This is a genomic window from Nonomuraea angiospora, assembly GCF_014873145.1.
Taxonomy (GTDB): Bacteria; Actinomycetota; Actinomycetes; order Streptosporangiales; family Streptosporangiaceae; genus Nonomuraea; species Nonomuraea angiospora.
Genome location: NZ_JADBEK010000001.1, coordinates 1,326,258 through 1,349,851, shown reverse-complemented (window position 1 = coordinate 1,349,851; position 23,594 = coordinate 1,326,258). Strand labels below are relative to the sequence as shown.

17 protein-coding genes are annotated in these 23,594 nt (G+C 71.4%); 8 read left to right on the top strand and 9 right to left on the bottom strand.

Features of this window, described 5'->3' with window-relative positions:
• Nucleotides 1-24 precede the first annotated feature (24 nt).
• Both H4W80_RS06180 and H4W80_RS06175 read right to left on the bottom strand, forming a co-directional pair.
• Nucleotides 25-2,430, bottom strand: coding sequence for a beta-glucosidase family protein (locus H4W80_RS06180; RefSeq protein WP_192784180.1), 2,406 nt, complete (start codon nt 2,428-2,430; stop codon nt 25-27).
• Nucleotides 2,427-3,020, bottom strand: coding sequence for a TetR/AcrR family transcriptional regulator (locus H4W80_RS06175; protein WP_318787606.1), 594 nt, complete (start codon nt 3,018-3,020; stop codon nt 2,427-2,429). Before H4W80_RS06175 ends, H4W80_RS06180 begins: the two co-directional genes overlap by 4 nt.
• 101 nt (nt 3,021-3,121) lie before the next feature.
• Between H4W80_RS06175 and H4W80_RS06170 the strand changes: the two genes are divergently transcribed.
• Together H4W80_RS06170 and H4W80_RS06165 are read left to right on the top strand one after the other, a co-directional pair.
• Nucleotides 3,122-4,621 (top strand): sulfatase family protein, encoded by a 1,500-nt coding sequence (locus tag H4W80_RS06170; protein ID WP_192784178.1) that lies wholly within the window; start codon nt 3,122-3,124, stop codon nt 4,619-4,621.
• A 184-nt stretch (nt 4,622-4,805) separates the two neighbouring features.
• Complete coding sequence (locus H4W80_RS06165) at nt 4,806-6,605, top strand: DUF5605 domain-containing protein (RefSeq protein WP_192784177.1); 1,800 nt, start codon at nt 4,806-4,808, stop codon at nt 6,603-6,605.
• Nucleotides 6,606-6,629: 24 nt separating this feature from the next.
• On the opposite strand, the gene H4W80_RS06160 is transcribed toward H4W80_RS06165, so the two are convergent.
• Nucleotides 6,630-8,069: a dihydrolipoyl dehydrogenase family protein gene (locus H4W80_RS06160; RefSeq protein WP_192784176.1), complete on the bottom strand. Its 1,440-nt coding sequence runs from the start codon at nt 8,067-8,069 to the stop codon at nt 6,630-6,632.
• Between the two features lies 1 nt (nt 8,070).
• Nucleotides 8,071-8,631 (bottom strand): hypothetical protein, encoded by a 561-nt coding sequence (locus H4W80_RS06155; RefSeq protein ID WP_192784175.1) that lies wholly within the window; start codon nt 8,629-8,631, stop codon nt 8,071-8,073.
• Between the two features lie 199 nt (nt 8,632-8,830).
• Here H4W80_RS06155 and H4W80_RS06150 point away from each other — a divergent pair, with 199 nt between their 5' ends.
• Nucleotides 8,831-9,439, top strand: coding sequence for a TetR/AcrR family transcriptional regulator (locus H4W80_RS06150; RefSeq protein ID WP_192784174.1), 609 nt, complete (start codon nt 8,831-8,833; stop codon nt 9,437-9,439).
• Nucleotides 9,440-9,497: 58 nt separating this feature from the next.
• On the opposite strand, the gene H4W80_RS06145 is transcribed toward H4W80_RS06150, so the two are convergent.
• On the bottom strand, nt 9,498-10,130 hold the full coding sequence (locus H4W80_RS06145) for a TetR/AcrR family transcriptional regulator (protein ID WP_225963279.1): 633 nt from the start codon (nt 10,128-10,130) through the stop codon (nt 9,498-9,500).
• A gap of 121 nt (nt 10,131-10,251) precedes the next feature.
• Between H4W80_RS06145 and H4W80_RS06140 the strand changes: the two genes are divergently transcribed.
• The 3 genes from H4W80_RS06140 (at nt 10,252) to H4W80_RS60280 (ending at nt 12,454) form a co-directional block, all read left to right on the top strand.
• A complete protein-coding gene (locus H4W80_RS06140; protein WP_318786717.1) occupies nt 10,252-11,166 on the top strand; it encodes an NmrA/HSCARG family protein in 915 nt (304 codons plus the stop codon).
• A 188-nt stretch (nt 11,167-11,354) separates the two neighbouring features.
• Entirely contained in the window at nt 11,355-12,140 is a 786-nt protein-coding gene (locus H4W80_RS06135) for a glucose 1-dehydrogenase (protein ID WP_192784172.1), read from the top strand.
• A gap of 44 nt (nt 12,141-12,184) precedes the next feature.
• Nucleotides 12,185-12,454, top strand: coding sequence for a helix-turn-helix domain-containing protein (locus H4W80_RS60280; RefSeq protein ID WP_378526872.1), 270 nt, complete (start codon nt 12,185-12,187; stop codon nt 12,452-12,454).
• Here H4W80_RS60280 and H4W80_RS06125 read toward each other — a convergent pair whose 3' ends face one another.
• The 4 genes from H4W80_RS06125 to H4W80_RS06110 form a co-directional block, all read right to left on the bottom strand.
• Nucleotides 12,455-14,755 (bottom strand): PP2C family protein-serine/threonine phosphatase, encoded by a 2,301-nt coding sequence (locus H4W80_RS06125; RefSeq protein ID WP_318786716.1) that lies wholly within the window; start codon nt 14,753-14,755, stop codon nt 12,455-12,457.
• A gap of 114 nt (nt 14,756-14,869) precedes the next feature.
• Entirely contained in the window at nt 14,870-19,120 is a 4,251-nt protein-coding gene (locus tag H4W80_RS06120) for a HAMP domain-containing protein (protein WP_192784170.1), read from the bottom strand.
• Between the two features lie 188 nt (nt 19,121-19,308).
• Complete coding sequence (lepB, locus tag H4W80_RS06115; RefSeq protein WP_192784169.1) at nt 19,309-19,824, bottom strand: signal peptidase I; 516 nt, start codon at nt 19,822-19,824, stop codon at nt 19,309-19,311.
• Between the two features lie 36 nt (nt 19,825-19,860).
• Nucleotides 19,861-20,703 (bottom strand): MurR/RpiR family transcriptional regulator, encoded by an 843-nt coding sequence (locus H4W80_RS06110; RefSeq protein WP_225963277.1) that lies wholly within the window; start codon nt 20,701-20,703, stop codon nt 19,861-19,863.
• Between the two features lie 153 nt (nt 20,704-20,856).
• On the opposite strand from H4W80_RS06110, the gene H4W80_RS06105 reads away from it, so the two are divergent.
• Together H4W80_RS06105 and H4W80_RS06100 are read left to right on the top strand one after the other, a co-directional pair.
• Nucleotides 20,857-21,990, top strand: coding sequence for a C45 family autoproteolytic acyltransferase/hydrolase (locus H4W80_RS06105; RefSeq protein ID WP_225963276.1), 1,134 nt, complete (start codon nt 20,857-20,859; stop codon nt 21,988-21,990).
• A complete protein-coding gene (locus H4W80_RS06100; RefSeq protein ID WP_192784166.1) occupies nt 21,987-23,594 on the top strand; it encodes an ABC transporter substrate-binding protein in 1,608 nt (535 codons plus the stop codon). The genes H4W80_RS06105 and H4W80_RS06100 overlap by 4 nt, the downstream gene beginning before the upstream one ends.

Here is a 23,594-nt window from a genome sequence, read left to right as displayed (position 1 = left end):
GGGCCGGGGGGAAGACCCGGTTGATCACTCCTCGTGAACCTTGATCGAGGTCGTGCCACGGATGTCCGCGCAGGAGAATCCGATGGAGACTTCGAACGTTCCAGGCTCGACCGCCCAGTCGCGCCGTGCCGCGTCCCAGTGCTGGAAGGCCTGGGGCGGCAGCGGGATCTCGGCGGTGAGCGTCTCGCCGGGTCCGCCTCGTACGACGGCGAACCCGGCCAGCCAGCGGGCGGGGCGGTCGACGCCGGAGCCGGGCCGCGCCAGGTAGACCTGCAGCACCTGCTTGCCCGGCCGCGAACCGGTGTTGCGCACGGACACCCGTACGGCCGAGTCCGGTCCGCTGTGGACGTCGGCGAGCTCCCAGGAGGTGTAGCCGACGCCGTGCCCGAACGGGTACGCGGGCTCGACCCCGGCGCGCAGCCACGCCCGGTAGCCGACGTGGACGCCTTCGCCGTACTCCAGCCGGCCGTCCACGGGCGCCGTGTCGAGCACCGGGACGTCCTCGCCGCGCTCCGGCCACGTCATCGGCAACCTGCCGCCGGGCTCGGCGTGACCGAGGAGCACGTCCGCGAGCGCGGCGCCGGACTCCTGGCCGCCGAACCACGTCACGAGCACCGCCGCGACGTCATGGCGCCACGGCAGCAGCACGGGGGCGCCCGCGTTGACCACGACGACGGTGTTCGGGTTCTCCGCGGCGACCGCGCGCACCAGGTCGTCCTGCCCGTCGGGCAGCGACAGGTTCGCCCGGTCGAAGCCCTCGCTCTCGGTCTGCGAGCTGGTGCCGACCACGACGATCGCGACGTCGGCGGCCCTGGCCTGCTCGCGGGCGACGGCGAGCTCCTCGGCCGCCGTCCGCCGCGGCGCCCGGGAGCGGATCGCGACGGCCGAGCCGGACTTGGGCATCCGCTGCCGCAGCAGCACGTCGACCGGCCTGCCCGCGTCGAGCGGCACGTCGAACGTGCGCACGGGCGGCGTGAGGATCTCCGCTCCGGGGCCGTCGTGCGTGGGCCGTACGTCGTCGTCGAGCAGCGTCCGGCCGTCGACGGCGAACACGATCCGCCCCGCCCCGCTGAGACCGAGCTGCCACGTGCCCGAGACGTCCGGGACGATCCGGGTGGTCAGCTCGACGGTGGTGGCCCCCGCGGGCACGTCGGCGCCGAGCCGTACGAGGGCGGCGCTCCGGCGGTCCTCGCGCGCCACCTCGGCGCCGGTGTCGTCGAGCCAGCGGATCAGCACGGGCGTGCCGAGCATTTCGGGCGGCACCGGGGCGGGGTCGCCCTCCAGGTAGCTGCCGGCGGTGTAGGTCAGCCGGACGCCGGGGGGCAGGGCGGCTTCGAGCCCGTCCAGCGGGGACACGACGTGGGTGGGCCGCACTTCGGCGCTGCCGCCGCCCTGGATGCGCGGGCTGCCGGCCAGCTCGCCGAACACGGCCACGCGGCGCAGGCGCTCCGGCGCGAGCGGCAGCAGGTCACGGGAGTTGTGCAGCAGCACGGTCGCGTCCGCGCCGGCCGCGTGCAGCTCGCGGCGCACGTCGACGGTGACCGGAGTGCGGGTCACCGGCACCGAGTCGAGGGCGCCGAGCCGGGCGGCGAGCCGCAGGAGGTTCTTCACCTTCGCGTCCACCGCGGCCTCGCTGACCAGCCCGTCGGTGACCGCCTGCACCAGCGCGGCGCCCCACGGCCCGCCGGGGCCCGGCATGGTGAGGTCGAGGCCCGCCGAGGCGGCGGCCACCGAGCGGGTGGCGTGCCAGTCGGACATGACGAGCCCGTCGAAGCCCCAGTCCGCGCGCAGCGGGCTGTCGAGCAGCTCGTGCTCGGTCATCGCGGTCCCGTTGACGGCGTTGTACGACGCCATGACCAGCCACGGCCGTTCGTTGCGGACGATGTGCTCGAACGGGGCGAGATACACCTCGCGTAGCGTGCGCTCGTCGAGGCGGACGTCGACGGTGGCGCGTTCGGTCTCCGAGTCGTTGGCGACGTAGTGCTTCACGGTCGCCGCCACGCCGTGCCGCTGGAGCGTTCCGACGAGCGCGCCGGCGAGCCGGGCGGTCAGGACCGGGTCCTCCGACCACCACTCGAAATGGCGGCCGGCGAGCGGGCTGCGCTGGAGGTTGGCGGTGGGGCCCAGGACCACGTCGACGCCCTTGCGGGTGGCCTCCGCGGCGAGCACGCGGCCGGCCGCGGCGGCGCGGTCGACGTCCCAGCTCGCCGCGATCGCGGTCGGGCACGGCAGGCACGCCGACGGGGAGCCGTTGTCCCAGGCCGGCCCGCGCACCCCGGCGGGCCCGTCCGACACGTTGATCTCGCGCAGCCCGATGGCCGGCTCGGCGTACGTGCGCCAGTGGGACTCCCCCGTCAGCAGCCGCACCTTCCGCGGGAGGTCGAGCTTGCCGACCAGGGCGTCGAGGTGCTCCTCGAGTCCGTCGTTCACCGGTCCTCCTTGATGATGAGTCGCTCGAGGTAGGCGGCCATGCGCCCGGGGAGGTCCATGGTGGGGTCGAGCAGCCACTGGACCTGGAGCCCGTCCATCACGGCGATCATCTCGCCCGCCAGGACGACCGGGTCGAGCGCGGCGGGAAGCCGGCGCAGCTCCTGGTCGCGCCGGATGCGCTCGGCCACGCGCTCCCGGACCCGGGCGTACCGGCGCAGGAAGAACTCGCGGGCGGGGTGGCCCGGCTCGATGCTCTCCGCGGACTCCACGGCGTACAGGCGCATCGCCGTCGGGTCCTCGACGTTGTGGCGGCACAGCGAGATCAGCGCGTCCGCGACGGACATCTCCTGGAACATCGCGTCCATGTGGTCGCGGCTGTCCTCGTCACGCCGTTCGAGAGCCGCGAGCAGCAGCTCTTCCTTGTTCTTGAAGTGGTGGATCAGGCCGGGCTGGGAGATGCCGACCCGGGCCGCGATGTCGGCGAGCGAAACACCCCGGTAACCGCTGTCGCCGAACATCTCGGTGGCGACCCTGAGGATCTCCTCCCGCCGCACCCCTGGCGGCCTGCGGTTACGCACCGACGGTGCCACTCCTGACAAGAGATTCTCCTTGCGTTCTCGCGGTTTCGGCAGACCTTACCGAGTACTCGGTAAGGTACGCTACCCCCCAATTCAGTAACGGGAGGATGACCATGACGTATCGCCCGAATTTCCTGGTGGTGGTCGCGGACCAGCTGAGGGCCGACGCGGTGGGCGCCTTCGGAAACCCGTCCGCGCGCACCCCGAACCTCGACCGCCTCGCCGCGACGGGCACCGCCTTCACCAACGCCTACGCGCAGCACCCGGTCTGCTCGCCCAGCCGCGCGTCGTTCCTGTCCGGCTGGTATCCGCACACGGCGGGGCACCGCACGTTCGGGACGCCGCTGCGCGCCGACGAGCCGAACTTCCTGCGCACGCTCAAGGAGAACGGCTACCACGTGGCCTGGGCCGGGGACCGCGGCGACACGTTCGGGCCCGGAGCCACCGAGCTCAGCGTCCACGAGCACGGCTTCGGCACGCGGCCGACCAGCGGCCGGTGGGCCGGCGGCGCCAGGGCGGCCACCGAGCTGCCGCGGATGCGCTCCGACGTCGATCCGGACCTCTGGGACCGCCTCTACTACCACGGTCGCGTGGTCGACGACGGCGACATCGACTTCGACGAGGCCGCCGTGCGCACCGCCGAGGAGTGGCTGGCCGAACCGCCGGACGAGCCGTGGGTGCTGTTCGCGCCGCTGGTCGCGCCGCACTGCCCGTTCCGCGCCCCGGAACCGTGGTTCTCCCTGCACGACCGCGACTCCGTGGGCGACCCCGTGCCGGGCAGCGGCCCGGAACCCGCGTACCTTCAGGGGATCCGCGACTACTACGGCACGGACCGCGCGACCCCGGAGGTGTGGCGGGAGCTGCGGGCCACCTACCAGGGCATGGTCTCGCGGCTGGACGCGCATGTCGGCCGCCTGCTCGACGGCGTGGATCGTGCGGGCGCGGCCGAACGTACCGTGACGGTGTTCTTCTCCGACCACGGCGAGTACCTCGGCGACTTCGGCGTGGTCGAGAAGTGGCCGTCGGCCCTGCACAGCTGCATCACCCGCGACCCGGTGATCATCAGCGGCGGCGGGCTGCCGGCGCACGGCACGGTCGACGCCATGGTGGAGCTGATCGACGTCTTCCCGACCGTGCTCGATCTCGCCGGGGTCCAGCCGGGGCATCACCACTTCGGCCGCAGCCTGCTCCCGGTGCTGCGCGACCCCGCCGCGGGGCACCGCGAGTACGCGTTCAGCGAGGGCGGCTTCCTCGCCGAGGAGGAGCCGAAGTTCGAGCGCAGCGGCTTCCCGTACGACCGCAAGACGGCGCTTCAGCACGAGCGGCCGATGACCGTGGGCAAGGCCGCCGCCGTCCGCGACGGACGCTGGACGTACGTGTGGCGCCTGTACGAGCCCGCCGAGCTCTACGACCGGTCGGCCGACCCGCACGAGGCGCACAACCTCGCCGGGCGCCCCGACCTGGCCGACGTCGAGGCCCGGCTCTCCGGCGTGCTGCTGCGCTGGCTGGTGGAGACCGCGGACACCCTGCCGGAGCAGTCGGACACCCGGATGCCCGACGTCGACCTCCCCACCCCGGGCACCCGCTCACGCAAGGCCGGATCCGCACGATGACGGCAACACGCGGTCGCCCGGGGACCGAGAGCGGACCGGATCGCCGGATCCGCACCATGACGGCAGCATGCGGTCGCCCAGGGACCGGGAACGGACCGGATCACCGGATCCGCACGATGACGGCAGCATGCGGTCGCCCAGGGACCGGGAACGGACCGGATCACCGGACTCAGGGCGGCGCGGCATGAGCGGCCGGGGATTCGGGCCGGACAGCCTGCTCGCCGACGTCCTGGACCACGCCGAGGCCCGCGGCGTCATCCAGCGCACGCTGCCCGGCGTCGTCAACTCTCCCCTGCTCATACAGCTGCGCCGGCGCACCCTCGGCAAGATCACGGCCGCCGGCCCCTATGCCCGGCTCTCCCCCGCACAGCTCGACGCTCTGTGGCGCGAGCTGGCCGCGCTCGACGCCGGCGACCCGCGCGTGCGCTCCGACCCGCCGCCGATCAGGCCGGACCCCCACTACGAGCCGGCCGGTACGCCGCGCGCCTCGGCCGGCGTGCTCTCCGCACCGGCCGCGGGCGAAGTGTGGGCGACGTGGGAGCTCGCCCTCGCCGGGCCGGACCACGGCAACCCGTTCGCCGACGTCGACCTGCGCGCACGCGCGACCGCCCCCGACGGGTCGACGCGCCGGCTCGGCGGCTTCTACGACGGCGACGGGATCTGGCGCGTCCGGCTGCTGCCCGACCAGCCCGGACGCTGGCTCGTCACGACGGAGGCGACCACGCCCTCCCTCGACGGCGTCACCGTCGAGCTCACCGCGGCGGCCGGCGCCGGTCGAGGACCCGTCCGGGTGGCGGACCGGTATCACTTCGCGTACGCGGACGGCACGCGTCACCTGCCGCTCGGCACGACCGCGTACGCCTGGACCCACCAGAGCGAGGAGCTGCAGGAACAGACCCTGCGCACGCTCGCCGAGTCGCCGTTCACCAAGCTCCGGATGGGGATCTTCCCCAAGTCGTACCTCTTCAACGCCAACGAGCCGCCGCTCTATCCGTTCGAGCCGGACGGCGACGGCGGCTGGGACCTCACCCGCTTCGACCCCGCCTACTTCCGCGCTTTCGAGCGCCGCGTCGCGGATCTGGCCGCGATCGGCGTCGAAGCCGATGTCATCCTGTTCCACGCCTACGACCGCTGGGGCTTCTCGGACCTGGGCACCGCCGCGGACGACCGCTACGTCCGGTACGTGGTCCGGCGACTGTCGGCGTCGCCGAACGTCTGGTGGTCGCTCGCGAACGAGTACGACCTGCTGTTCTCGAAGACCGCCGACGACTGGGAGCGGCTGGCCGCGATCGTCGCCGAAGAGGACCCGGTAGGGCACCTGCTCTCGATCCACAACTGTTTCCGCTTCTACGACTACGGGCGACCGTGGATCACGCACGCGAGTGCGCAGCGCATCGACGTCTACCGCACCGCCGAGAACACCGACCAGTGGCGCCAAGAGTGGGGCAAACCCGTCGTCATCGATGAATGCGCCTATGAAGGCGACATCGACCAGGGGTGGGGCAACATCACCGGCGAGGAGATGACCCGGCGGTTCTGGGAGGGCGCGGTGCGCGGCGGCTATGTCGGGCACGGGGAGACCTACCTCAACGACCGCGAAGAGCTGTGGTGGTCGAAGGGCGGCGAGCTCGTCGGCTCGAGTCCGGATCGGATCGCCTTTCTCAGACGGATCATCGAGGAGTCACCGACCGGCGTGCTCGACCCGCTGCCGAGCGACTGGGACACCCCCTGGGGCGGCGTGGCCTCGCGTTATCTGATCGCCTACTTCGGCTTCAACCGGCCGTCGTACCGCGATGTCACGATGGAGCCCGGCACGGTCTGGAGGGTCGACGTGATCGACACGTGGAACATGACCGTCGACACGCTGCCCGGCACGTACTCGGGCAGCTTCCGGGTCCCCTTGCCGGCACGCCAGTACATGGCGATCCGCTGCGTCGCCGCCGACGCCGAGCAGAATCATGCGGTCTCGGTTGATCGGCCGTGACAGGAACAGCACGCCGCCCGGCGGTCAGCGGCCGTACGCCTCCAGCAGCCGCAGCCACACCTCGCTGACCGTGGGGAACGCCGGGACCGCGTGCCACAACCGGTCCATCGGCACCTCGCCGACGACCGCGATCGTCGCGGCGTGCAGCAGTTCTGCGACGTCAGGGCCGGCGAGCGTGAAGCCGACGATCACCTTCCGGTCCTCGTCGACGACCATGCGGGCGTGCCCCCGGTATCCGTCGGCGTGCAGGGCGGAGCCGGCGACCGCGCCCAGGTCGTGGTCGACGACGCGGATCCGCACCCCGGCGGCCTCGGCCGCGGCCGCGGTCAGCCCCACCGACGCGATCTCCGGTTCGGTGAAGACCACCTGGGGCACCGCCCGCTCGTCGGCCGTGGCGACGTGCCGGCCCCAGCGGCCGTCCTCGACCGCTTCGCCCTTCGCCCGCGCCACGATGACGTCGCCGACCGCGCGGGCCTGGTACTTGCCCTGGTGGGTCAGCAGCACTCGCCTGTTGACGTCACCGGCGGCGTACAGCCATCCGTCACCGATCGGCGCCCCGTCCCCTCCGACCACTCGCAGCGTGTCGTCCACCGTGAGCCAGGCACCCGGCATCAGGCCGACGGCGCCGAGGCCGAGATCCTGGGTGTTCGGTGTCCGGCCGATCGCCACCAGAACCTCGTCGGCCTCCACCTGCTCGCCGTCGGTCATCGTGATGTGCACCGTTCCGGCCTCGTCGCGGCGCACTGACGCGGCCTCCGCGCCGAGGCGTACCGACACGCCGGCCTCCCGCAACGACTCGGTGACCAGCTCGCCGGCGAACGGCTCGGCCAGCGGCAGCACACCGTCACGGGCCAGCATCGTCACCGAGGACCCCAGGGCGGCGAAGGCGGTCGCCATCTCCGACGCCACCACGCCGCCACCGATGATCGCGAGCCGGCCGGGGACCGCGCTCGCGGCAGCCGCCTCCCGGCTGCTCCACGGCGCGGCCTCGCGCAAACCGGGAACGTCCGGCAGCAGCGCGCCGCTTCCGGTGGCGATGACCACCGCATGCCGGGCCGTCAACGTGACCGGTACCCCGTCGTCGCCGGTCACCTCGACCTCGCCCGCGGCCACGATCCGGCCCTGACCACGGTGCAGCGCGATCCCGGCCGAATCGAGCCAGCCGACCTGACCGTCATCCTTCCAATGCGAGGCGAAGGAGTCCCGGCGGCCCAGCACCGCGGCCGCGTCGAGGCCGCCGGTCACCGCCTCGCGCGCTCCCGGGACCTGACGCGCCGCCCGCAACGCCGCCGCGCTGCGCAGCAACGCCTTGGTCGGCATGCAGGCCCAGTAGGAGCATTCCCCGCCGACGAGCTCGCGCTCGACGACGGCGGCGCTGAGCCCTCCCCGCACCACCCGGTCGGCGACGTTCTCCCCGACCGGGCCGGCCCCGATAACGACGACGTCGTAGGTGCTGCCGTGCATGTCAGTTCCCCTTCGCGGCGCGGCCGAGGCGGAAGGCCGAGATGAGGAAGAAGATGCCGCCGGGGATGGCGTAGCCGGCCGCGTTGGTCAGCGTCGGGCCGGCCGCGGAGGCGCCGAGGATGAAGGACGCGCCGGCGAGCACGGAGATGCCGCCGCTGATGATCATCGGCCACTGGCCGCCCATCTTGCGGCGGGTGACGCCCACGATCAGCTGGACCAGCCCCGCCACGACCGCCCAGGCTCCCCACACGCGCAGCACGGCCGGGATACCGGACGCGCAGGCGATGGCCACGCCGATGGCGGTGATCAGGCTGACCGCGATGTTCACGTACAGCAGGACAGGTGATCCGGTGGCGCGCGAGGCGCGGGCGTCGACGATGGCGGCGGCCACGTCGAACAGCGGGTAGAGCACGAGCAGGGTGACCGCGAGCGGACCCAGGTTCGCGGCGGTCGTGAACATCGCGAGGGCCCAGACGATGGCGAACGCGAACCGGACGAAGTACAGCCGCCGCAGTGTGGACGCGGTCCCGGAAACACCGGGCGAGGCAGCGATGGTGCTCATGATGATCCTTTCGATGGATGAGCGAGGTGGAGAGCGGTTCGGTGCGACCCGCGGTCGGCCTTCTCGGTCAGGCGGGCGACCAGGTCACGGCAGTCACTGCCACGAACCTTGGTAGACCGAACGTTCTGTCTCGGCCACAGCATGGCAACATGCGGCGCAGACTGTCAAGACCGAACGTTCTACCTACTAGGATGGTGGCATGCCCAGCCCATCCGAAGGCCGGCCGTCCGAAGCGCGGTCCCGGCTGCTCAACACGGCCACCCGGCTCTTCTACGCGGAAGGCATCCACGCCGTCGGCATCGATCGCATCGTCGTCGAAGCGCAGGTGACGCGGGCCACCCTCTACCGGCACTTCCCCGGCAAGGAAGACCTTGTCCTCGCCTACCTGAACGAGGTCGACCGAGCCATGCGGGGCCAGGCGGACGAGGCCGTCGCCGCCGGGCTGCCGGCCGCCGACGCCCTCGTGGCCCTCAGTAAGTCCATCGCCCAAGGCATCCAGTCCCCCGGCTTCCGGGGATGCGCCTTCCTCAACGCCGCCGCCGAATATCCCGACCCCGAGTCCCCGGTGCACAAAGCCGTGCTCGCCCACCGCCAATGGTTCCTGGACACCGTCACGGAACTGCTGGCCAAGATCCAGGAGACCGGCGCCGAGCCCGCCGCCCGCCACTTCGTGATGATGCGCGACGGCGCGATGGCCGCCGGCTGCCTGTTCGACCCGGTGCTGATCTGCGAGACCTTCCTGCACGGGGTCGAGAGGCTCCTGCAGGTCTATGCCGCCACCGACTACAGCGGACCGGCGGGCGCCTGAAGCCGCAGCCCTCGGCCGGATCTCACCGCGCGGCGAAGTACTCCCGGCGACTGAGAGCTCAGGGGTCGATGACGCCCGCCGGCCGGGTGAGAGCCCGCTCTCCCGCAGGGTGCACTCCGGTCAGCGCGAGGGTGAGCAGCCGGTCGGCCTGGGTCGCGCTGTCGGGTTCCCGCTCGACGGCCAGGCAGATGGCGTTGACGAGTTTGAGCAGGTCGGTGATGGAGACGTCGCGCCTTGCGGCGTTCGCCTCGCGGGCCCGGGCCAGCAGGTCCGCTCCGGCACTGGTGATCATGGTGTGGCAGGTGGCGCCCAGGGTGAAATCGCCGTCATGGGCTCCCCGCATCAGGGCGGCGGCCAGGCCGCGGTTGGACACGATGTGCCTGGCGACGGCTCCGAGCCAGGCCGCCAGCGCGTGTCCCGGGTCAGGTCCGGCGGCCAGGTCGCCGGCCGTGGCGCACAGTGCCTCGACCTTGCCGCGGAAGACCGCCTCCAGCAGTTGCTGCCGGGAAGGGAAGTGCCGGTGCAGCGTGGCCGAGCCCACGCCGGCGCGCCGGGCGATCTCCTCCAGGGACGCCTCGGCCCCGTGCTCGGCGATGGCCTCGGCGGCCGCGGCCAGGATGCGGTCATAGTTGCGGCGCGCGTCCGCGCGCATCGCTCGCGCGGGCGGGGTCGTACGGCTGTCGGGCGGCATGCGGTCTCCGAGTGGCCTTGCAAAACCGGGGTGGTCCTCCATATCGTACTCACCCAGAACCGGAGGGCCACCCCATTTCTGTCGGATGGCCTCCGCCTGCCTACCGTCTGGGAGACACATCGTGAAGACCATCGTGGTGATGGGGGCCACCGGCCTGCAGGGCCGGGCCGTGACGGCGCGGCTGCTCGCCGACGGCCGGCGGGTGCGGGCGGTGACGCGCGATCCGGACACCGCGCCGGCCCGGGCGCTGGCGCAGGCGGGCGCCGAGCTCGTCCGCGCCGAGATGGACGACGTCGCCTCGCTCGTCGCCGCAGCCGAGGGCGCCTACGGCCTGTTCAGCGTGCAGCCCACCGTCGGCTCCCCGGGCACCCCGGCGGGCTTCTCGGCCGAGGACGAGGTTCGCTGGGGCTGCAACGTCGCCGACGCGGCGCATGCCGCCGGCGTGCGGCACCTGGTCTACGCCTCGCTCGCCGGCGCGGGCCGCCACAACACCGAGAAGCTGCCGCAGAACGTGGTGAGCAAGTGGCGGATCGAGCAGCACATCACCCGGCTGGGCCTGCCCGCGACCTTCCTGCGCCCGGTCTCCTTCATGGAGAACTACACCGGCGCCTACCACCTGCACGACGGCGCCGTGACCACCGCGTTCGACCCCGCCGTACCGCAGCAGATCATGGCCGTCGACGACGTCGGCGCCTTCGCGGCCCTGGCCTTCGCCCAGCCAGGCGAGTGGATCGGCCGCGCGGTCGACCTGGCCGGGGACGAACTGACCCCGCTCCAGATCACCGCGGCGATCTCGGAGGCGATCGACCGGCCGCTGCCGTACGTCCAGATCCCCATCGAGGCGATCGCCCAGGCCGGCGAGGAGTTCGCCTTCGCCTACACCTGGCTCAACGAACGCGGCTATCGCGCCGACGTCGCCTTCACCCGCGCCCTCCACCCGGGCCTGATGGACCTGCGCACCTGGCTGGAGCGCACCGGAGCGGTCCGGATCGCCGGCTTCCTGGCCGCTCAGGACGCCGCCGGGCAGGACCGATGAACACGCTCGCCCTCGGACGGGCCGGCATCTGGGCAGGCGGCGCTGACCGCTCTGACCGGGTTGGTGGCCGGGCCACGCGACGCCGTCGTACCGGCGCTGCCGGCCCTGGCCGACGCCCGCCGAAGTCTCCCGTGAAGCCGATCACGTAGCCGGAGACTGAGCCCAGGGCTGGATATGCTGATCACACCATGTCGGACAAGGAATGGGGCGCCGCCGCCCGGCTGCAGTCGAAAGTGGTCATGGTCGTCGGCGCCACCTCGGGCATCGGCCGGGCCGTATCGCTGTGCGCCGCCGCTGAGGGAGCCATCGTCGTCGTCGCCGGCCGGCGCGCCGACCTGGGCAAGGGCCTGGCCGCTGACATCGTCGCGAGCGGCGGCCAGGCATTGTTCGTCCGCTGTGACGCGACCGTGGAGGACGATGTGGCGGCGGCGGTCGAGGCCGCCGTGGCCGAGTTCGGCCGGCTGGACTGCGCCGTCAACAACGCCGGCGGGGTGGTCGCCGCAGGACCGCTCGACCAGATCGCCGGCGAGGCCTGGCGCGCCGAGCTCGACCTGAACCTGACCAGCGTGTTCCACGGCCTCAAACACCAGCTCCCCGCCATCCGCGCGGCAGGTGGCGGGGCCGTGGTCAACAACGCCTCCACCGCAGGGGTGTCCGCGATTCCCGGGTTGGCCGCTTACACCGCTGCCAAGCACGGCGTCGTCGGCCTCACCCGATCAGCCGCGCTGGAGTGGGCCGGCCGCGGCGTGCGGGTCAACGCGCTCGTCACCGGCAACGTCGACACGCCGCTGTACCGCCGGCTGCTCGGCGCGCCGCCGGAGGTGCCCACGCACGAGCTCTCCGCGCCCAACCCGACGGGACGGGTGGCCGATCCCCGCGAGATCGCCGGGCTGGTCGCCTACCTGCTCAGTGATGAGGCGGCGTTCATCACCGGCGCGGCACTGCCGATCGACGGCGGAGCGACCGCCCAGTGAACGGTCGCCCGCGTCACCTGCCGCCAACGGTCCCGTAACTCCGCCTGCGTTACTTCGCGGGCCGGGCCGCACCGCTGGGGCCGGCACCGGCCGGGGTGGTGCACGCGGCCTTCTCCAACTTCACCGACGCCGACCGGGAGGCCAGTGTGCGGATCGAGGCCCTCACCGACGAGCTGGCTGCGCCGGCGTACGACGTGCTCAGCGCGGACGAGCTCGACGAGCTGGTCGTTGCGCGGGATCACCCGCATGGCGTAACGGCATGGCGGGCGGCCCGGCATGAGCACCTCGAACCGGTGATGGCGGCGACCGGATGATCAGCGGAGTTGGATGCCGACCAGGCAGGTGTCGTCGTCGGTGTCGGAGTTGCTGTGGGTGAGCAGGTAGTCGAGGCGGTGTTCCAGCATGGAGGTGTGCCGCGTCGCCGTCCGCAGGAGTTGCTCCTGTGAGTGGTGCAGGTCGCGGTCACGCCGCTCGATCAGTCCATCGGTGTACATCAGGATGATGTCGCCCTGCTCGAGCTGGACCTGCCCCTCGTCGAAGTCGGCCTCGGACACGGCGCCGAGCAGAATCCCACCGATCAGGTCCAGCTCCATCGCCTCGTCCCCCCTGATGAGGATGGGGGGCAGATGCCCGGCCCTGGCCCAGCGCAGGATCCGGGTCTCGGGGTCGTAGAGCGCGCAGATGGCGGTGGCCGTGACGTTCTCGGTGAGGTGGTGGCAGACCAGGTTGAGCCAGCCCACCATCTGGCTGGGGCCGGCGCCGGTGGCTGCCAGGCCACGCAGCGCGTTGCGCAGGACGACCATGCCGGTGGCCGCCTCGATCCCGTGGCCGGCGACGTCGCCCACCGACAGCAGGATCTGCTTCGACGGCAGGATGGTGGCGTCGTACCAGTCGCCGCCGACCAGATGCTCGTGCTCGGCCGGCCGGTAGCGGACGGCGATGTTCAGGTCGAAGGCCTCCATCGGCCCTCGGGTGGGCGGCATGATGGCCCGCTGCAGTTGCAGGGCCAGCCGGTTGCGCTCGGCGGCTTGCTGCTCGCTGTGGGCGAGCTGGTCGCGGGTGGCGGCAAGCGCCACCTCCGTCCAGTGCTGGGAGGAGATGTCCTGGAACGCGCCCCTGATGGCCAGCAGCCTCCCGTCGGGCGACAGGACCGGGTCGGCGACCACGCGGATGTGCCGGGCGATGCCGTCCGACCGCTGCAACCGGAACGTGGTGGAGTCCGGCAGGCGGTGATGCAGCAGCTTGCGCAGGAAGCGGCCGATGCCGTCGGCGTCGTCGGGGTGGGCGTAGTCGGCGAGCCGCTCCAGCGGGATGGGAGGCCGGCTCGGTTCGAGCCCGTGAAGGGTGTAGAGCTGGCTGCTCCAGGTGATCTCCCCGGTCAGCGCGTCCTCTTCGAACGCGCCGATACGGCCCAGGCGCTGGGCATGCTGGAGCAGGCTGGCCAGTCGCGCCGACTCGTCCTGCAGCCGCCAGATCAGCAGCACGCCCTCGCCGTGCCGGGCGACGCTGACGGTGGCGATGTTGTCCAGCGGGACCTGGTCCACCAGCGCCTTGATCGTCATCTGGCCGGCGATGAACGGCTCGCCGGTCGCGTGCACCCGCTCGATCACCGAGAACAGCCCGCCTTCGTCGGCGGCCAGCGGGTACGCCTCCAGCATCAGCGCGCCGCTGACGGCGCCGGCCGGGCGGCCGGCCGGATCCACGAAGCGGGGGTTGATGTGACTGATGCGGAAGTCGGCGAGATTGCCGTCGCCGTCAAGATGCGGAGTCAGCACCAGGGCGGCGTCCGGCAGCGCGTCGGCCAGGTCGGTCAGCTCGGCCAGGCCCAGCGTGCCGCCGATGCCGGCAGGCAGTTCGAGGGTGTGCGCGCACAGGTCGGCCAGGGCTTCGACCTGCCTGATCACCTGCGGCGGCTGCGGCTCCAGCGGAGCCGGCCAACCGATCTCCAGCACGCCCAGGATGCGCCCGCCCGTCCCCGCCGGCACGGTCACCCGCCCCCCGTCGGGCGCCTCGCGCATCCCGATCGAGGGCAGGCCGACCTCGCTGAGCGCCTGCGACCACACGGATTCGCGCTCGATCAGCGCACGCTGCGCGGGAGTGGCCACCCCCGGCGGGACGTAGCGCCACCGCCGGGCCTCCGCCGCGCTGAATCCGGCATGGCCCACCAGCGTGAGGGAGGCGTCGGCTCCCGCCGCCCAGATGGCCACGCCCGTCGCTCCCAGCGGCGCGAGAGCGTGCTCCAGCAACGACTGCGCCACAGCCTGGGACTCGGTGGCCGTCAGCATGCCGATCTCGGCCGAGCGCAGCCGGACCGCCACATCGGCCACCTCGCGCGGGCCCCGTTCCGACCGGGTCCCGTCCAGGAAGTCACGCGCGGTCTGGCTGATGCGGTCGCGCGCCGCCTGGTTGATGATGTCGGCGGCCAGTTCGAGCTGGGTCAAGTCGGCCTGTTCGGCCAGAGTGGCGAGCTGCTGCGCGGCCGCGGTCGGGCCGCACTGCAGCCGCTCGACCAGGATGCCCTTGGCCACCTCGATCAGGGCGCGCCCCTCGGCGGCGCGCTGGGCACGCCGGATCTCCTCACGCAGTCGTTCGACGGTCGCCGCCAGCCGCCCCACGTTCGTGACAGTGTCGGCTGCCGCACGGCCGGCCCGTGGCAGGGGGGCGGGTGACTGCTGATGACTTTGCAACTTCGGATGCTCCTTGCCGGTGACCTACGACCTTGGTGAGCGTCAGGCGTTGAGACAGTGCCGGATCCGATCGATGAGATGGCCGATTTCGACGGGCTTGGTGACGTAGTCACTGGCCCCGGCGGCGATGCTCTTCTCCTTGTCGCCCGGCATGGCCTTGGCCGTGACCGCGATGATCGGCAGGTTGGCATACTGCGGCATGGCCCGGATCGCGCTTGTGGCGGTGTAGCCATCCATCTCCGGCATCATCACGTCCATCAGGACGAGATCGATGTCGGGGTTGGCGATCAGGGTGTCGATGCCCAGCCGGCCGTTCTCGGCGTGCAGCACCGCCATGCCGTGGCTTTCCAGCATGCTGGTGAGCGCGAACAGGTTCCGCGTGTCGTCGTCGACCACCAGGACCGTCCGGCCCGCCAGAGGGCTGTCGCTCTTGACCGCCGCGGGCGCCTGCTCCGGTTCGCGCCGGATCAGCGGCGGCACCTCCCCGGCCCGGTTGGCGGTGAGGTGCAAGGCGATGCGCTCACGCAGCTCGTCCAGGCTGGACAGCTGTTCGAGGGGCCGGTCGGCGGAGTGCGAGCGCAGGCGCGTCTCCTGCTGGGTGGTGCGCCAGCTGCTGTAGGCCAGGACGGGCACCCCGGCCAGGGCGGGGTCGCTCTCCATGGTCTCCAGCAGGTGGTAGGCCGCCCCCTCGGGCAGGTCGAGGTCGAGCACGATGCAATGACAGGGCTGGTCGGCGAGCGTGGCGGCCGCCTCCTGCACCCCTGCCGCGGTGACGAGCTCGATCGTCTCGTCCCACCTTCCCGACAGCTCCGTCACGACCGTCTCGGTGACCAGGGACAGCAGCCCGCGGGGCCGCTGCTCGATCACCAGGAGCCGGCGGTGCTGCGGGGACGGCGCCGCCGGGGGGCCGGCTTCTGCGGGCTCGTCCTGTCCGGCCTCCTGTACCTCGGCTGAGGGCTCCGCGACGACCATGTGGTCCTCGAAATCAGGGTGGGCGATCGGCAGGTAGAGGGTGAAGGTGCTGCCCTGGCCGGGAGCGCTCTGCGCGGTGATCGCGCCACCGAGCAGGTGGGCGATCTCGCGGCTGATCGACAGGCCCAGCCCGGTGCCGCCGTACTTGCGGCTGGTGGTGCCGTCGGCCTGCTGGAACGCCCCGAAGATCATTTCCAGCTGGTGCTCGTTGATGCCGATGCCGGTGTCGATCACCCGGAAGGCGAGCGCCGCGCCATGGGCGCGTACCGTGGCAGGGAGCTCGCCGTGGCCGGCCGGCTCGATGCGCAGCTCGACGCCGCCCGTCTCGGTGAACTTGACCGCGTTGGACAGCAGGTTGCGCAGCACCTGGCGGAAGCGCGCGTCGTCGGTCAGCAGCTCCACCGGGATGCCGGGCGCGGTGACGATCTGGAAGTCGAGACTCTTCTGGCTCGTCATCGGCCGGAAGGTGGCCTCGACGTACTCGATCAGCCGGCGCAGGTTCACCGGCTCGGGGGTGACGTCCATCTTGCCTGCCTCGACCTTGGACAGGTCGAGGATGTCGTTGATGAGCTGCAGCAGGTCGGAGCCGGCCGAGTGGATGATCTCGGCGTACTCGACCTGCTTCGGGCTGAGGTTGCGCGTGTGGTTCTGGGCCAGCAACTGGGCGAGGATGAGCAGCGAGTTGAGCGGGGTGCGCAGCTCGTGGCTCATGTTGGCCAGGAACTCGCTCTTGTACTTGGAGGCCAGCGACAGCTGGTGGGCCCGCTCCTCCAGCTCTTGGCGGGCCTGCTCGATCTGCAGGTTCTTGGCCTCGATGTCCTGGTTCTGGCTGGCCAGCAGGCGCGCCTTCTCCTCGAGCTCGGAGTTGGAGTGCTGCAGCTCCTCCTGCTGGAGCTGGAGCTGCGCGGATCGGGCCTGCAGCTCCGCGGTCAGGCGCTGGGACTCGGCCAGCAGCTCGTCGGTGCGGGCGTTGGCGACGATGGTGTTGAGGTTGACGCCGATGGTCTCGGTGAGCTGTTCGAGGTAGGACCGGTGGACCGGGGTGAACGCGTGCACCGAGGCCAGCTCGATGACGCCGAGCACCTGCTCCTCGAAGATGACGGGCAGCACGACCAGGGCGCTGGGCGGTGCCTCGCCGAGACCGGAGGAGACCTTGACGTAGCCCGGCGGGAGATCGGTGAGGGCGATGCTCTTGCGCGTGCTCGCGACCTGGCCGACCAGCCCCTCCCCCACCCTGAACCGGGTGGGACGGCCGGACTCCGCGGAGTAGCCGCAGGCGCTGATCAGCCGCAGCTCCTCGCCGTCGGCCAGGAAGAAGGCGCCGTACTGGGCGGACACCAGCGGCGTGAGCTCGTTCATGACCAGCTCGGCCACCGTGGCCAGGTCACGGTGGCCCTGCATGAGCCCCGACATGCGGGCCAGGTTGGACTTGAGCCAGTCCTGCTCCTCGTTGGCCCGGGTGGTCTCGCGCAGCGACCCCACCATCGAGTTGATGTTGTCCTTCAGGTCGGCCAGCTCGCCCTCGGCGTCCACGGTGATCGATCTGGTCAGATCGCCCGAGGTCACCGCGCTGGTCACCGCCGCGATGGCGCGCACCTGCCGGGTCAGGTTTCCGGCCAGCTCGTTGACGTTCTCCGTCAACCGCTTCCACGTGCCCGATACGCCCTCTACCTCGGCCTGACCGCCCAGCCGGCCCTCGCTGCCCACCTCGCGGGCCACCCGCGTCACCTCGGCGGCGAACGACGACAGCTGGTCGACCATCGTGTTGATCGTGGTCTTCAGCTCCAGGATCTCCCCGCGGGCGTCCACGTCGATCTTGCGGGTCAGGTCGCCCCTGGCCACCGCGGTGGTGACCTGGGCGATGCTGCGCACCTGGTTGGTCAGGTTGTCGGCCATGGAGTTGACGCTGTCGGTGAGGTCCTTCCAGGTGCCGGCCACGTTGGGCACCCGCGCCTGGCCGCCCAGCTGTCCCTCGGTGCCGACCTCGCGGGCCACCCGCGTCACCTCGTCGGCGAACGCGCTCAGCGTGTCGACCATCGTGTTGATCGTCTGTGCCAGGGCGGCCACCTCGCCCTTGGCCTCCACGGTGATCTTCTGCGACAGGTCGCCCCTGGCCACCGCCGTGGCCACCTGGGCGATGCTGCGCACCTGGCTGGTCAGGTTGGAGGCCATCACGTTGACGTTGTCGGTGAGGTCCTTCCAGGTGCCCGACACCCCGCGTACGGTCGCCTGGCCGCCCAGGTTGCCCTCGGTGCCGACCTCGCGGGCGACGCGCGTCACCTCGTCGGCGAACGACGAGAGCTGGTCGACCATCGTGTTGATGGTCTCCTTCAGCTCCAGGATCTCCCCGCGCGCGTCCACCCGGATCTTCTGCGACAGGTCGCCCTTGGCCACGGCCGTGGTCACTTCGGCGATGTTGCGGACCTGGGCGGTGAGATTGTCGGCCATCACGTTGACCGACTCGGTCAACGCCTTCCAGGTGCCCGAGACGCCCTTGACGTCGGCCTGGCCGCCCAGCCGCCCATCGGTGCCGACCTCGCGGGCGACCCGCGTCACCTCGTCGGCGAACGAGGACAGCTGGTCGACCATCGTGTTGAGCGTGTTCTTCAGCTCCAGGATCTCGCCCCGCGCCGACACGGTGATCTTCTGCGACAGGTCCCCGCGCGCCACCGCCGTGGCCACCTGGGAGATGTTGCGGACCTGGGCGGTGAGGTTGCCGGCCATGAAGTTGACCGAGTCGGTCAGATCCCGCCAGGTGCCGGCCACGCCCTTGACGTCGGCCTGGCCGCCGAGCTCGCCCTCGGTGCCCACCTCGCGCGCGACCCGCGTCACCTCGTCGGCGAACGACGAGAGCTGGTCGACCATCGTGTTGACGGTGTTCTTCAGCTCCAGGATCTCGCCCCTGGCGTCCACGGTGATCTTCTGGGTCAGGTCACCCCTGGCCACGGCGGTGGTCACCTGGGCGATGCTGCGTACCTGGTCGGTCAGGTTGCCCGCCATGGCGTTGACGGACTCCGTCAGATCCCTCCAGGTGCCCGACAGACCCTTGACCTCGGCCTGGCCGCCCAGCCGCCCATCGGTGCCCACCTCGCGGGCCACCCTGGTCACCTCGGAGGTGACCAGGGCCAGCTGGTCGACCATGCCGTTGAAAACCGTGGCGATCTCGCCGAACAGACCGTCGGCGTCGCCGGGCAGCCGCGTGCCGAAGTTCCCGTCCTTGATCGCCGTCAGCCCGGCGAGCAACTGCCTCAGCTCCGGCTCCCCCACCTCGGCCCCGGGGGCGCCGGCCGAACGGGACCCCTCGATGGTCGAGCCACTCATGTCCACCTCACTGTTCTGCCTCACGGTCAAGCCCGGTGCGATGCTGCGACCCCTCACGAGGCGATCACCGCGCCCCGATCGACGCCATACGGCCAAAGAGTGGAGCGTTGTTGCCCGGATCTTTGCCCGTGAGATTACTGGATGGGGAATCCGTTGCAATCCGACAGGCCGTGCCGGGCGAGGACGCGTTACCGTCTCGCGGGATCCACCACGCCGACGACCTGGGAGGTCTCGATGGTCCCGTGGCCGGGGTCGGCGAGGTGGGCGCGAGAGTCCAGCGCGGCGTGACGATTGTCGCCCATCACCCAGAGCCGGCCGGGCGGGACCTGAACCTCGAACCGCAGCTGCGAGGCCGGTGGAGCGGCAAGGTAGGCCTCGTCCAGCGCCTTGCCGTTCACCTGGAGCCGTCCCTGGGGGTCGCAGCAGCTCACCGTGCTTCCCGGTACGCCGATGACCCGTGAGACGCGTAGCTGATCCGGCGTGACGTTGGTCCAGTTCTTGGGGGTTCGATAGACGATGATGTCGCCGAGGTGGGGAGCGTAGTGTCCATCGGTGCTGCGGGGCGACACGTCCGTGCCCGCCATGATCGTCGGTTCCATCGACTTGCTCGACATGGTGATGGTGGACGTGCCGACAAGGCCGCAACCGGCGGTGGCGGCCAGTAGGAACAAGAAGGGCAAAGCGGTCGTACGTCCACGGATCACCAGAGCATTATGGCGCAAGGCCCAACAGGCGCGGGGTTAGCGGAAACGAGGGCCGAGCAGCTGCTCGCGCAGCGCGTTGAGCTGGTGGGAATGCTCGACGGACCGCGGCTCGTCGAGCGAGTCGAGCGCCAGCAGCAGCGCGTCGGCCACGAGGATGCCCGCCAGCGGCTCGCCGGTGATGCCGGTCGGGGTGTGCGGCGCGGCCAGCACCGCGTCCACGCGCTCGGCGAACTCGCCGCCGAGCTCGTCGGAGATCAGCACGATGCCCGCGCCCACCGCGTGGGCCCGCTCGATCAGCACGGTGATCTCCTTGAGCCGGCGGCCGGGCTGGAAGATGACGAGCGCTTCCCCGTGGGCCAGGGAGAGCAGGTCGTCGGCGAGGGCGAAGCCGGTCGCCGAGGTGGCGCGGGCGCGGTGGCCCCTGCGGCCCAGCTTGAGCGCCAGGTGGCGGGCGGCCGGGTCGGACGCGCCGGCGCCGTAGACGAGCACTCCTGGCGCGTTGACCAGCAGCTCCACGGCCTTCTTGTACGCCTCGGCGTCGAACAGGCGGCGGCAGTGGTCGATCCGTTCGCGGGCCTCGTCGAAGACCCGCTCCCAGATGGCCGACAGGTCCTGGCCCACGTGGCCGATGCGCCGCTTGAGCCGGACGTCGGGCGCCACCGACGAGGTGAACTCGGCCGCCAGCGCCCGCTTGAGCCCGGGCAGGCCGCCGAAGCCCAGCCGCTGCATGGTGCGCACCACGGTGGCGTTGCTGGTGCCGGTCGCGCTGCCCAGCTCCTGGGCGCTGGCGAAGAGGATCTGCTCGGGCGAGGCCGAGATCAGGTAGTGGCACACGGCCCGCTCGGCGGGCGACAGCTCGTCCCACAGCTGCCTGACCATGGCTCTGAGCTGCTCGATTGGACTGTGTGTATTTTCCATTACGAGTCTTGACTCCCGTGTAGCGCTCATTACTCTTTCTTGGAAACGACCGCTACAGACTTGCCGCTCCTTGAAATGAACGTTACAGGACGCGGGCCGGTCCAAGGAGCACCATTGAGCCTCACATCCCTGCCCCTCGTCGAGATCTCCGGTGCCCCGCGCGAGCGTGGCCGCCAGTACGGCGAGCAGGCCCGCGACCGCGTGCACCGCGCGCTGGCCTACTACGCCGAGGCGTTCGCGCACTCCAGCGGCCTGTCGTGGGAGCAGGTCGGCGCGCGTGCGGCGCGCTGGGTCGAGCCCAGCAAGGAGTTCGCGCCGGAGCTGGTGGAGGAGATGGAGGGCATCGCCGAGGGCGCCGGCGTCGGCTTCCTCGACATCCTGGCGCTCAACGCCCGCGGCGAGATCATCTACGACACCACGTTCGGCTCCATGGAGCCCGACGGGTGCACGTCGTTCGCGCTGATGCCGGAGGCCTCCGGCGACGGCCACGTCTACGCGGGCCAGAACTGGGACTGGCGCGACGGCGTCTCCGACACCGTGATGGTGCTGAGGGTGGTGCAGCCCGGCCGGCCGACGGTCATCATGCACGTCGAGGCGGGGCAGGTCGGGCGGCAGGGGGCCAACTCGGCGGGCATCGCGCTCAACGCCAACGGGCTCGGCGGGCGCTTCGACGACACGGTGGGCGTGCCGCAGACGCTGATCAGGCGCAAGGTGCTCGACAGCGGCAACCTCAACTCCGCCCTTGAGGCGCTGACCAAGTCGCGGGCCCACATCGCCAGCAACGCCCTGGTCACCCACCGCGACGGCTTCGCCATCGATCTGGAGACCACCCCCGGCGCGATCGGCTGGATGTACCCGACCGACGGGCTGCTCGTGCACGGCAACCACTACCAGGCGTTCGTGCCGCCGCAGCTGGCCGCGACCTACCGGCCGGGATCGGCCGACTCGCTGTTCCGGGTGCCCAGGGCCGAGGGCGGGCTGCGTACCGTGGCCGCGGCGTCCGGCACCGACGAGGCCCGCAAGCGCATCAGGCTCGCCATGTCCGACCACCTGGGCTACCCCGAGTCCCTCTGCACCCACCCCGACGAGACCCAGCCCGCCGTCAAGCGGTGGGCGACCCTGCTGTCGAGCTGCGTCGACCTCACCACGGGCGACTACCTGATCGCGGCCGGCACGCCCTGCGACCACGAGTACGAGCGCGTGCCCTGGAACCTCTACGACGGACCGCATGGAGAAGTGACCCCGTGAAGAAGACACTCGCCCTGCTCGGGCTCGCCGCTCTCACCGCGGCCTGCGGCGGCCCGGCGGCCACCACCAAGGCGCCCGACCCGGCCACGCTCACGCTGGTCGACCGCACGCCGAAGGCGGCAGGCCCGCTCGACAACGCCGTCTGGCTGCTCGGCCAGGAGCCCGGCACCCTCGACCTCGACCTCGACGGCGGCACCGACAACCGCACGGTCATGGCCAACGTCTGCGAGCGCCTCATGCAGACCCAGCCCGACATGACGGTCAAACCGTGGCTGGCCGAGAAGACGGAGCAGCCCGACCCCAAGACCATGGTCCTCACGCTGCGCCAGGACGCCACCTTCCACGACGGCTCGCCGGTCACCGCCGACGACGTCGTGTGGAGCCTCGAGCGGCACGCGGGTGAGGGCAAGGACGAGTCCGACGAGTTCGAGGACGTGCAGTCCGTCGCCAAGACCGGCGACCACGAGGTCACGATCGCGTTCAAGCGGCCCAACGCGCTGTTCGTGCAGGCCCTCGCGGGCGGCGCGGGCATCGTCCTGAACCAGAAGGTCGTGGACGGGCTCGGCAAGGACTTCGGCACACCCGGGCACGAGGACGCCTGCAGCGGGCCTTACCGGCTCAAGGAGTGGAAGTCCGGCAGCCAGTTGACGATCGAGCGCTATGACGCGTACTGGAACAAGGACGTCAAGCCGCTCACCAAGACCGTCACCTTCCAGTGGGCCGACGACACGGCGCTGGTCAACAGCCTGGTCACGGGGGCGGCGCAGGGGGCGTACCTGTCGGACACCGGGCCCGCGGTGGCGCCGCAGAGCAACCAGGCGGTGAGCGTGGCCTACGGCGCGACCACGCGCGTGTTCGTGCTGCTGCCGACCGACCGCGGCGTGATGAAGGACGCGCGGATCCGGCGGGCGCTGTCGCTGGCGGTCGACCGGGCGGGCATCGCCAAGTCCGGATTCGCGGGGCTGGCCAGGCCGTGGAAGGTGCCCGTCGGGGCGGGGGCGTGGTCCTACCAGAAGGAGGCGTTCCAGGCGGCCTACGACCAGTTGCAGGGGGCGCCGGACTCGCCGCGGCTGGAGGAGGCCAAGAAGCTCGTGCAGGAGGCCGGGTCGCCGAAGGAGCCGATCATCGTGGCGACCAACGGCGAGCAGGCCCGTACGGTGATCGCCAACGCGGTGGTCGACGCGGCGAAGAAGATCGGGCTGACCGCGCAGATCAAGACCGTCCCGGCCTCGGAGTTCGGCAGCTTCTACACCGACGAGTCGCTGCGCGCGCAGGTGGACCTGGTGCCCGACGACTGGTACATCACCAAGTCCGACCCGATCGGCTTCTACGACAACGGCCTGACCGGCTCGTCGAACAACTGGGTCAAGTTCAGCTCGCCCGAGTACGACGAGCTCGTCGCCAGGGCGCTGAGCGCCACCGACGACGCGGCCCGCGCCAAGGACGTCATCGAGCTGCAGCGCCGCTTCACCGCCGACATGGTGTGGATCTCGCTGGTCGAGGTGCCCAACGCGGTCGTGCTCGGCAGCAAGGTGACCGGGCCCCCGGCCTCGCAGGTGAACATGGGCTACCCGTGGGCGGCCGACCTCGGGGCCAAGGGCTGA

What these genes read in the sequence shown, in the direction of transcription:
- H4W80_RS06170 (WP_192784178.1), top strand. Translation starts at nt 3,122, where the DNA reads ATGACGTATCGCCCGAATTTCCTGGTGGTGGTCGCGGACCAGCTGAGG.
- H4W80_RS06165 (WP_192784177.1), top strand. Translation starts at nt 4,806, where the DNA reads ATGAGCGGCCGGGGATTCGGGCCGGACAGCCTGCTCGCCGACGTCCTG.
- H4W80_RS06160 (WP_192784176.1), bottom strand. Translation starts at nt 8,069, where the DNA reads ATGCACGGCAGCACCTACGACGTCGTCGTTATCGGGGCCGGCCCGGTC.
- H4W80_RS06155 (WP_192784175.1), bottom strand. Translation starts at nt 8,631, where the DNA reads ATGAGCACCATCGCTGCCTCGCCCGGTGTTTCCGGGACCGCGTCCACA.
- H4W80_RS06150 (WP_192784174.1), top strand. Translation starts at nt 8,831, where the DNA reads ATGCCCAGCCCATCCGAAGGCCGGCCGTCCGAAGCGCGGTCCCGGCTG.
- H4W80_RS06145 (WP_225963279.1), bottom strand. Translation starts at nt 10,130, where the DNA reads ATGCCGCCCGACAGCCGTACGACCCCGCCCGCGCGAGCGATGCGCGCG.
- H4W80_RS06135 (WP_192784172.1), top strand. Translation starts at nt 11,355, where the DNA reads ATGTCGGACAAGGAATGGGGCGCCGCCGCCCGGCTGCAGTCGAAAGTG.
- H4W80_RS06120 (WP_192784170.1), bottom strand. Translation starts at nt 19,120, where the DNA reads ATGAGTGGCTCGACCATCGAGGGGTCCCGTTCGGCCGGCGCCCCCGGG.
- H4W80_RS06110 (WP_225963277.1), bottom strand. Translation starts at nt 20,703, where the DNA reads ATGGTCAGGCAGCTGTGGGACGAGCTGTCGCCCGCCGAGCGGGCCGTG.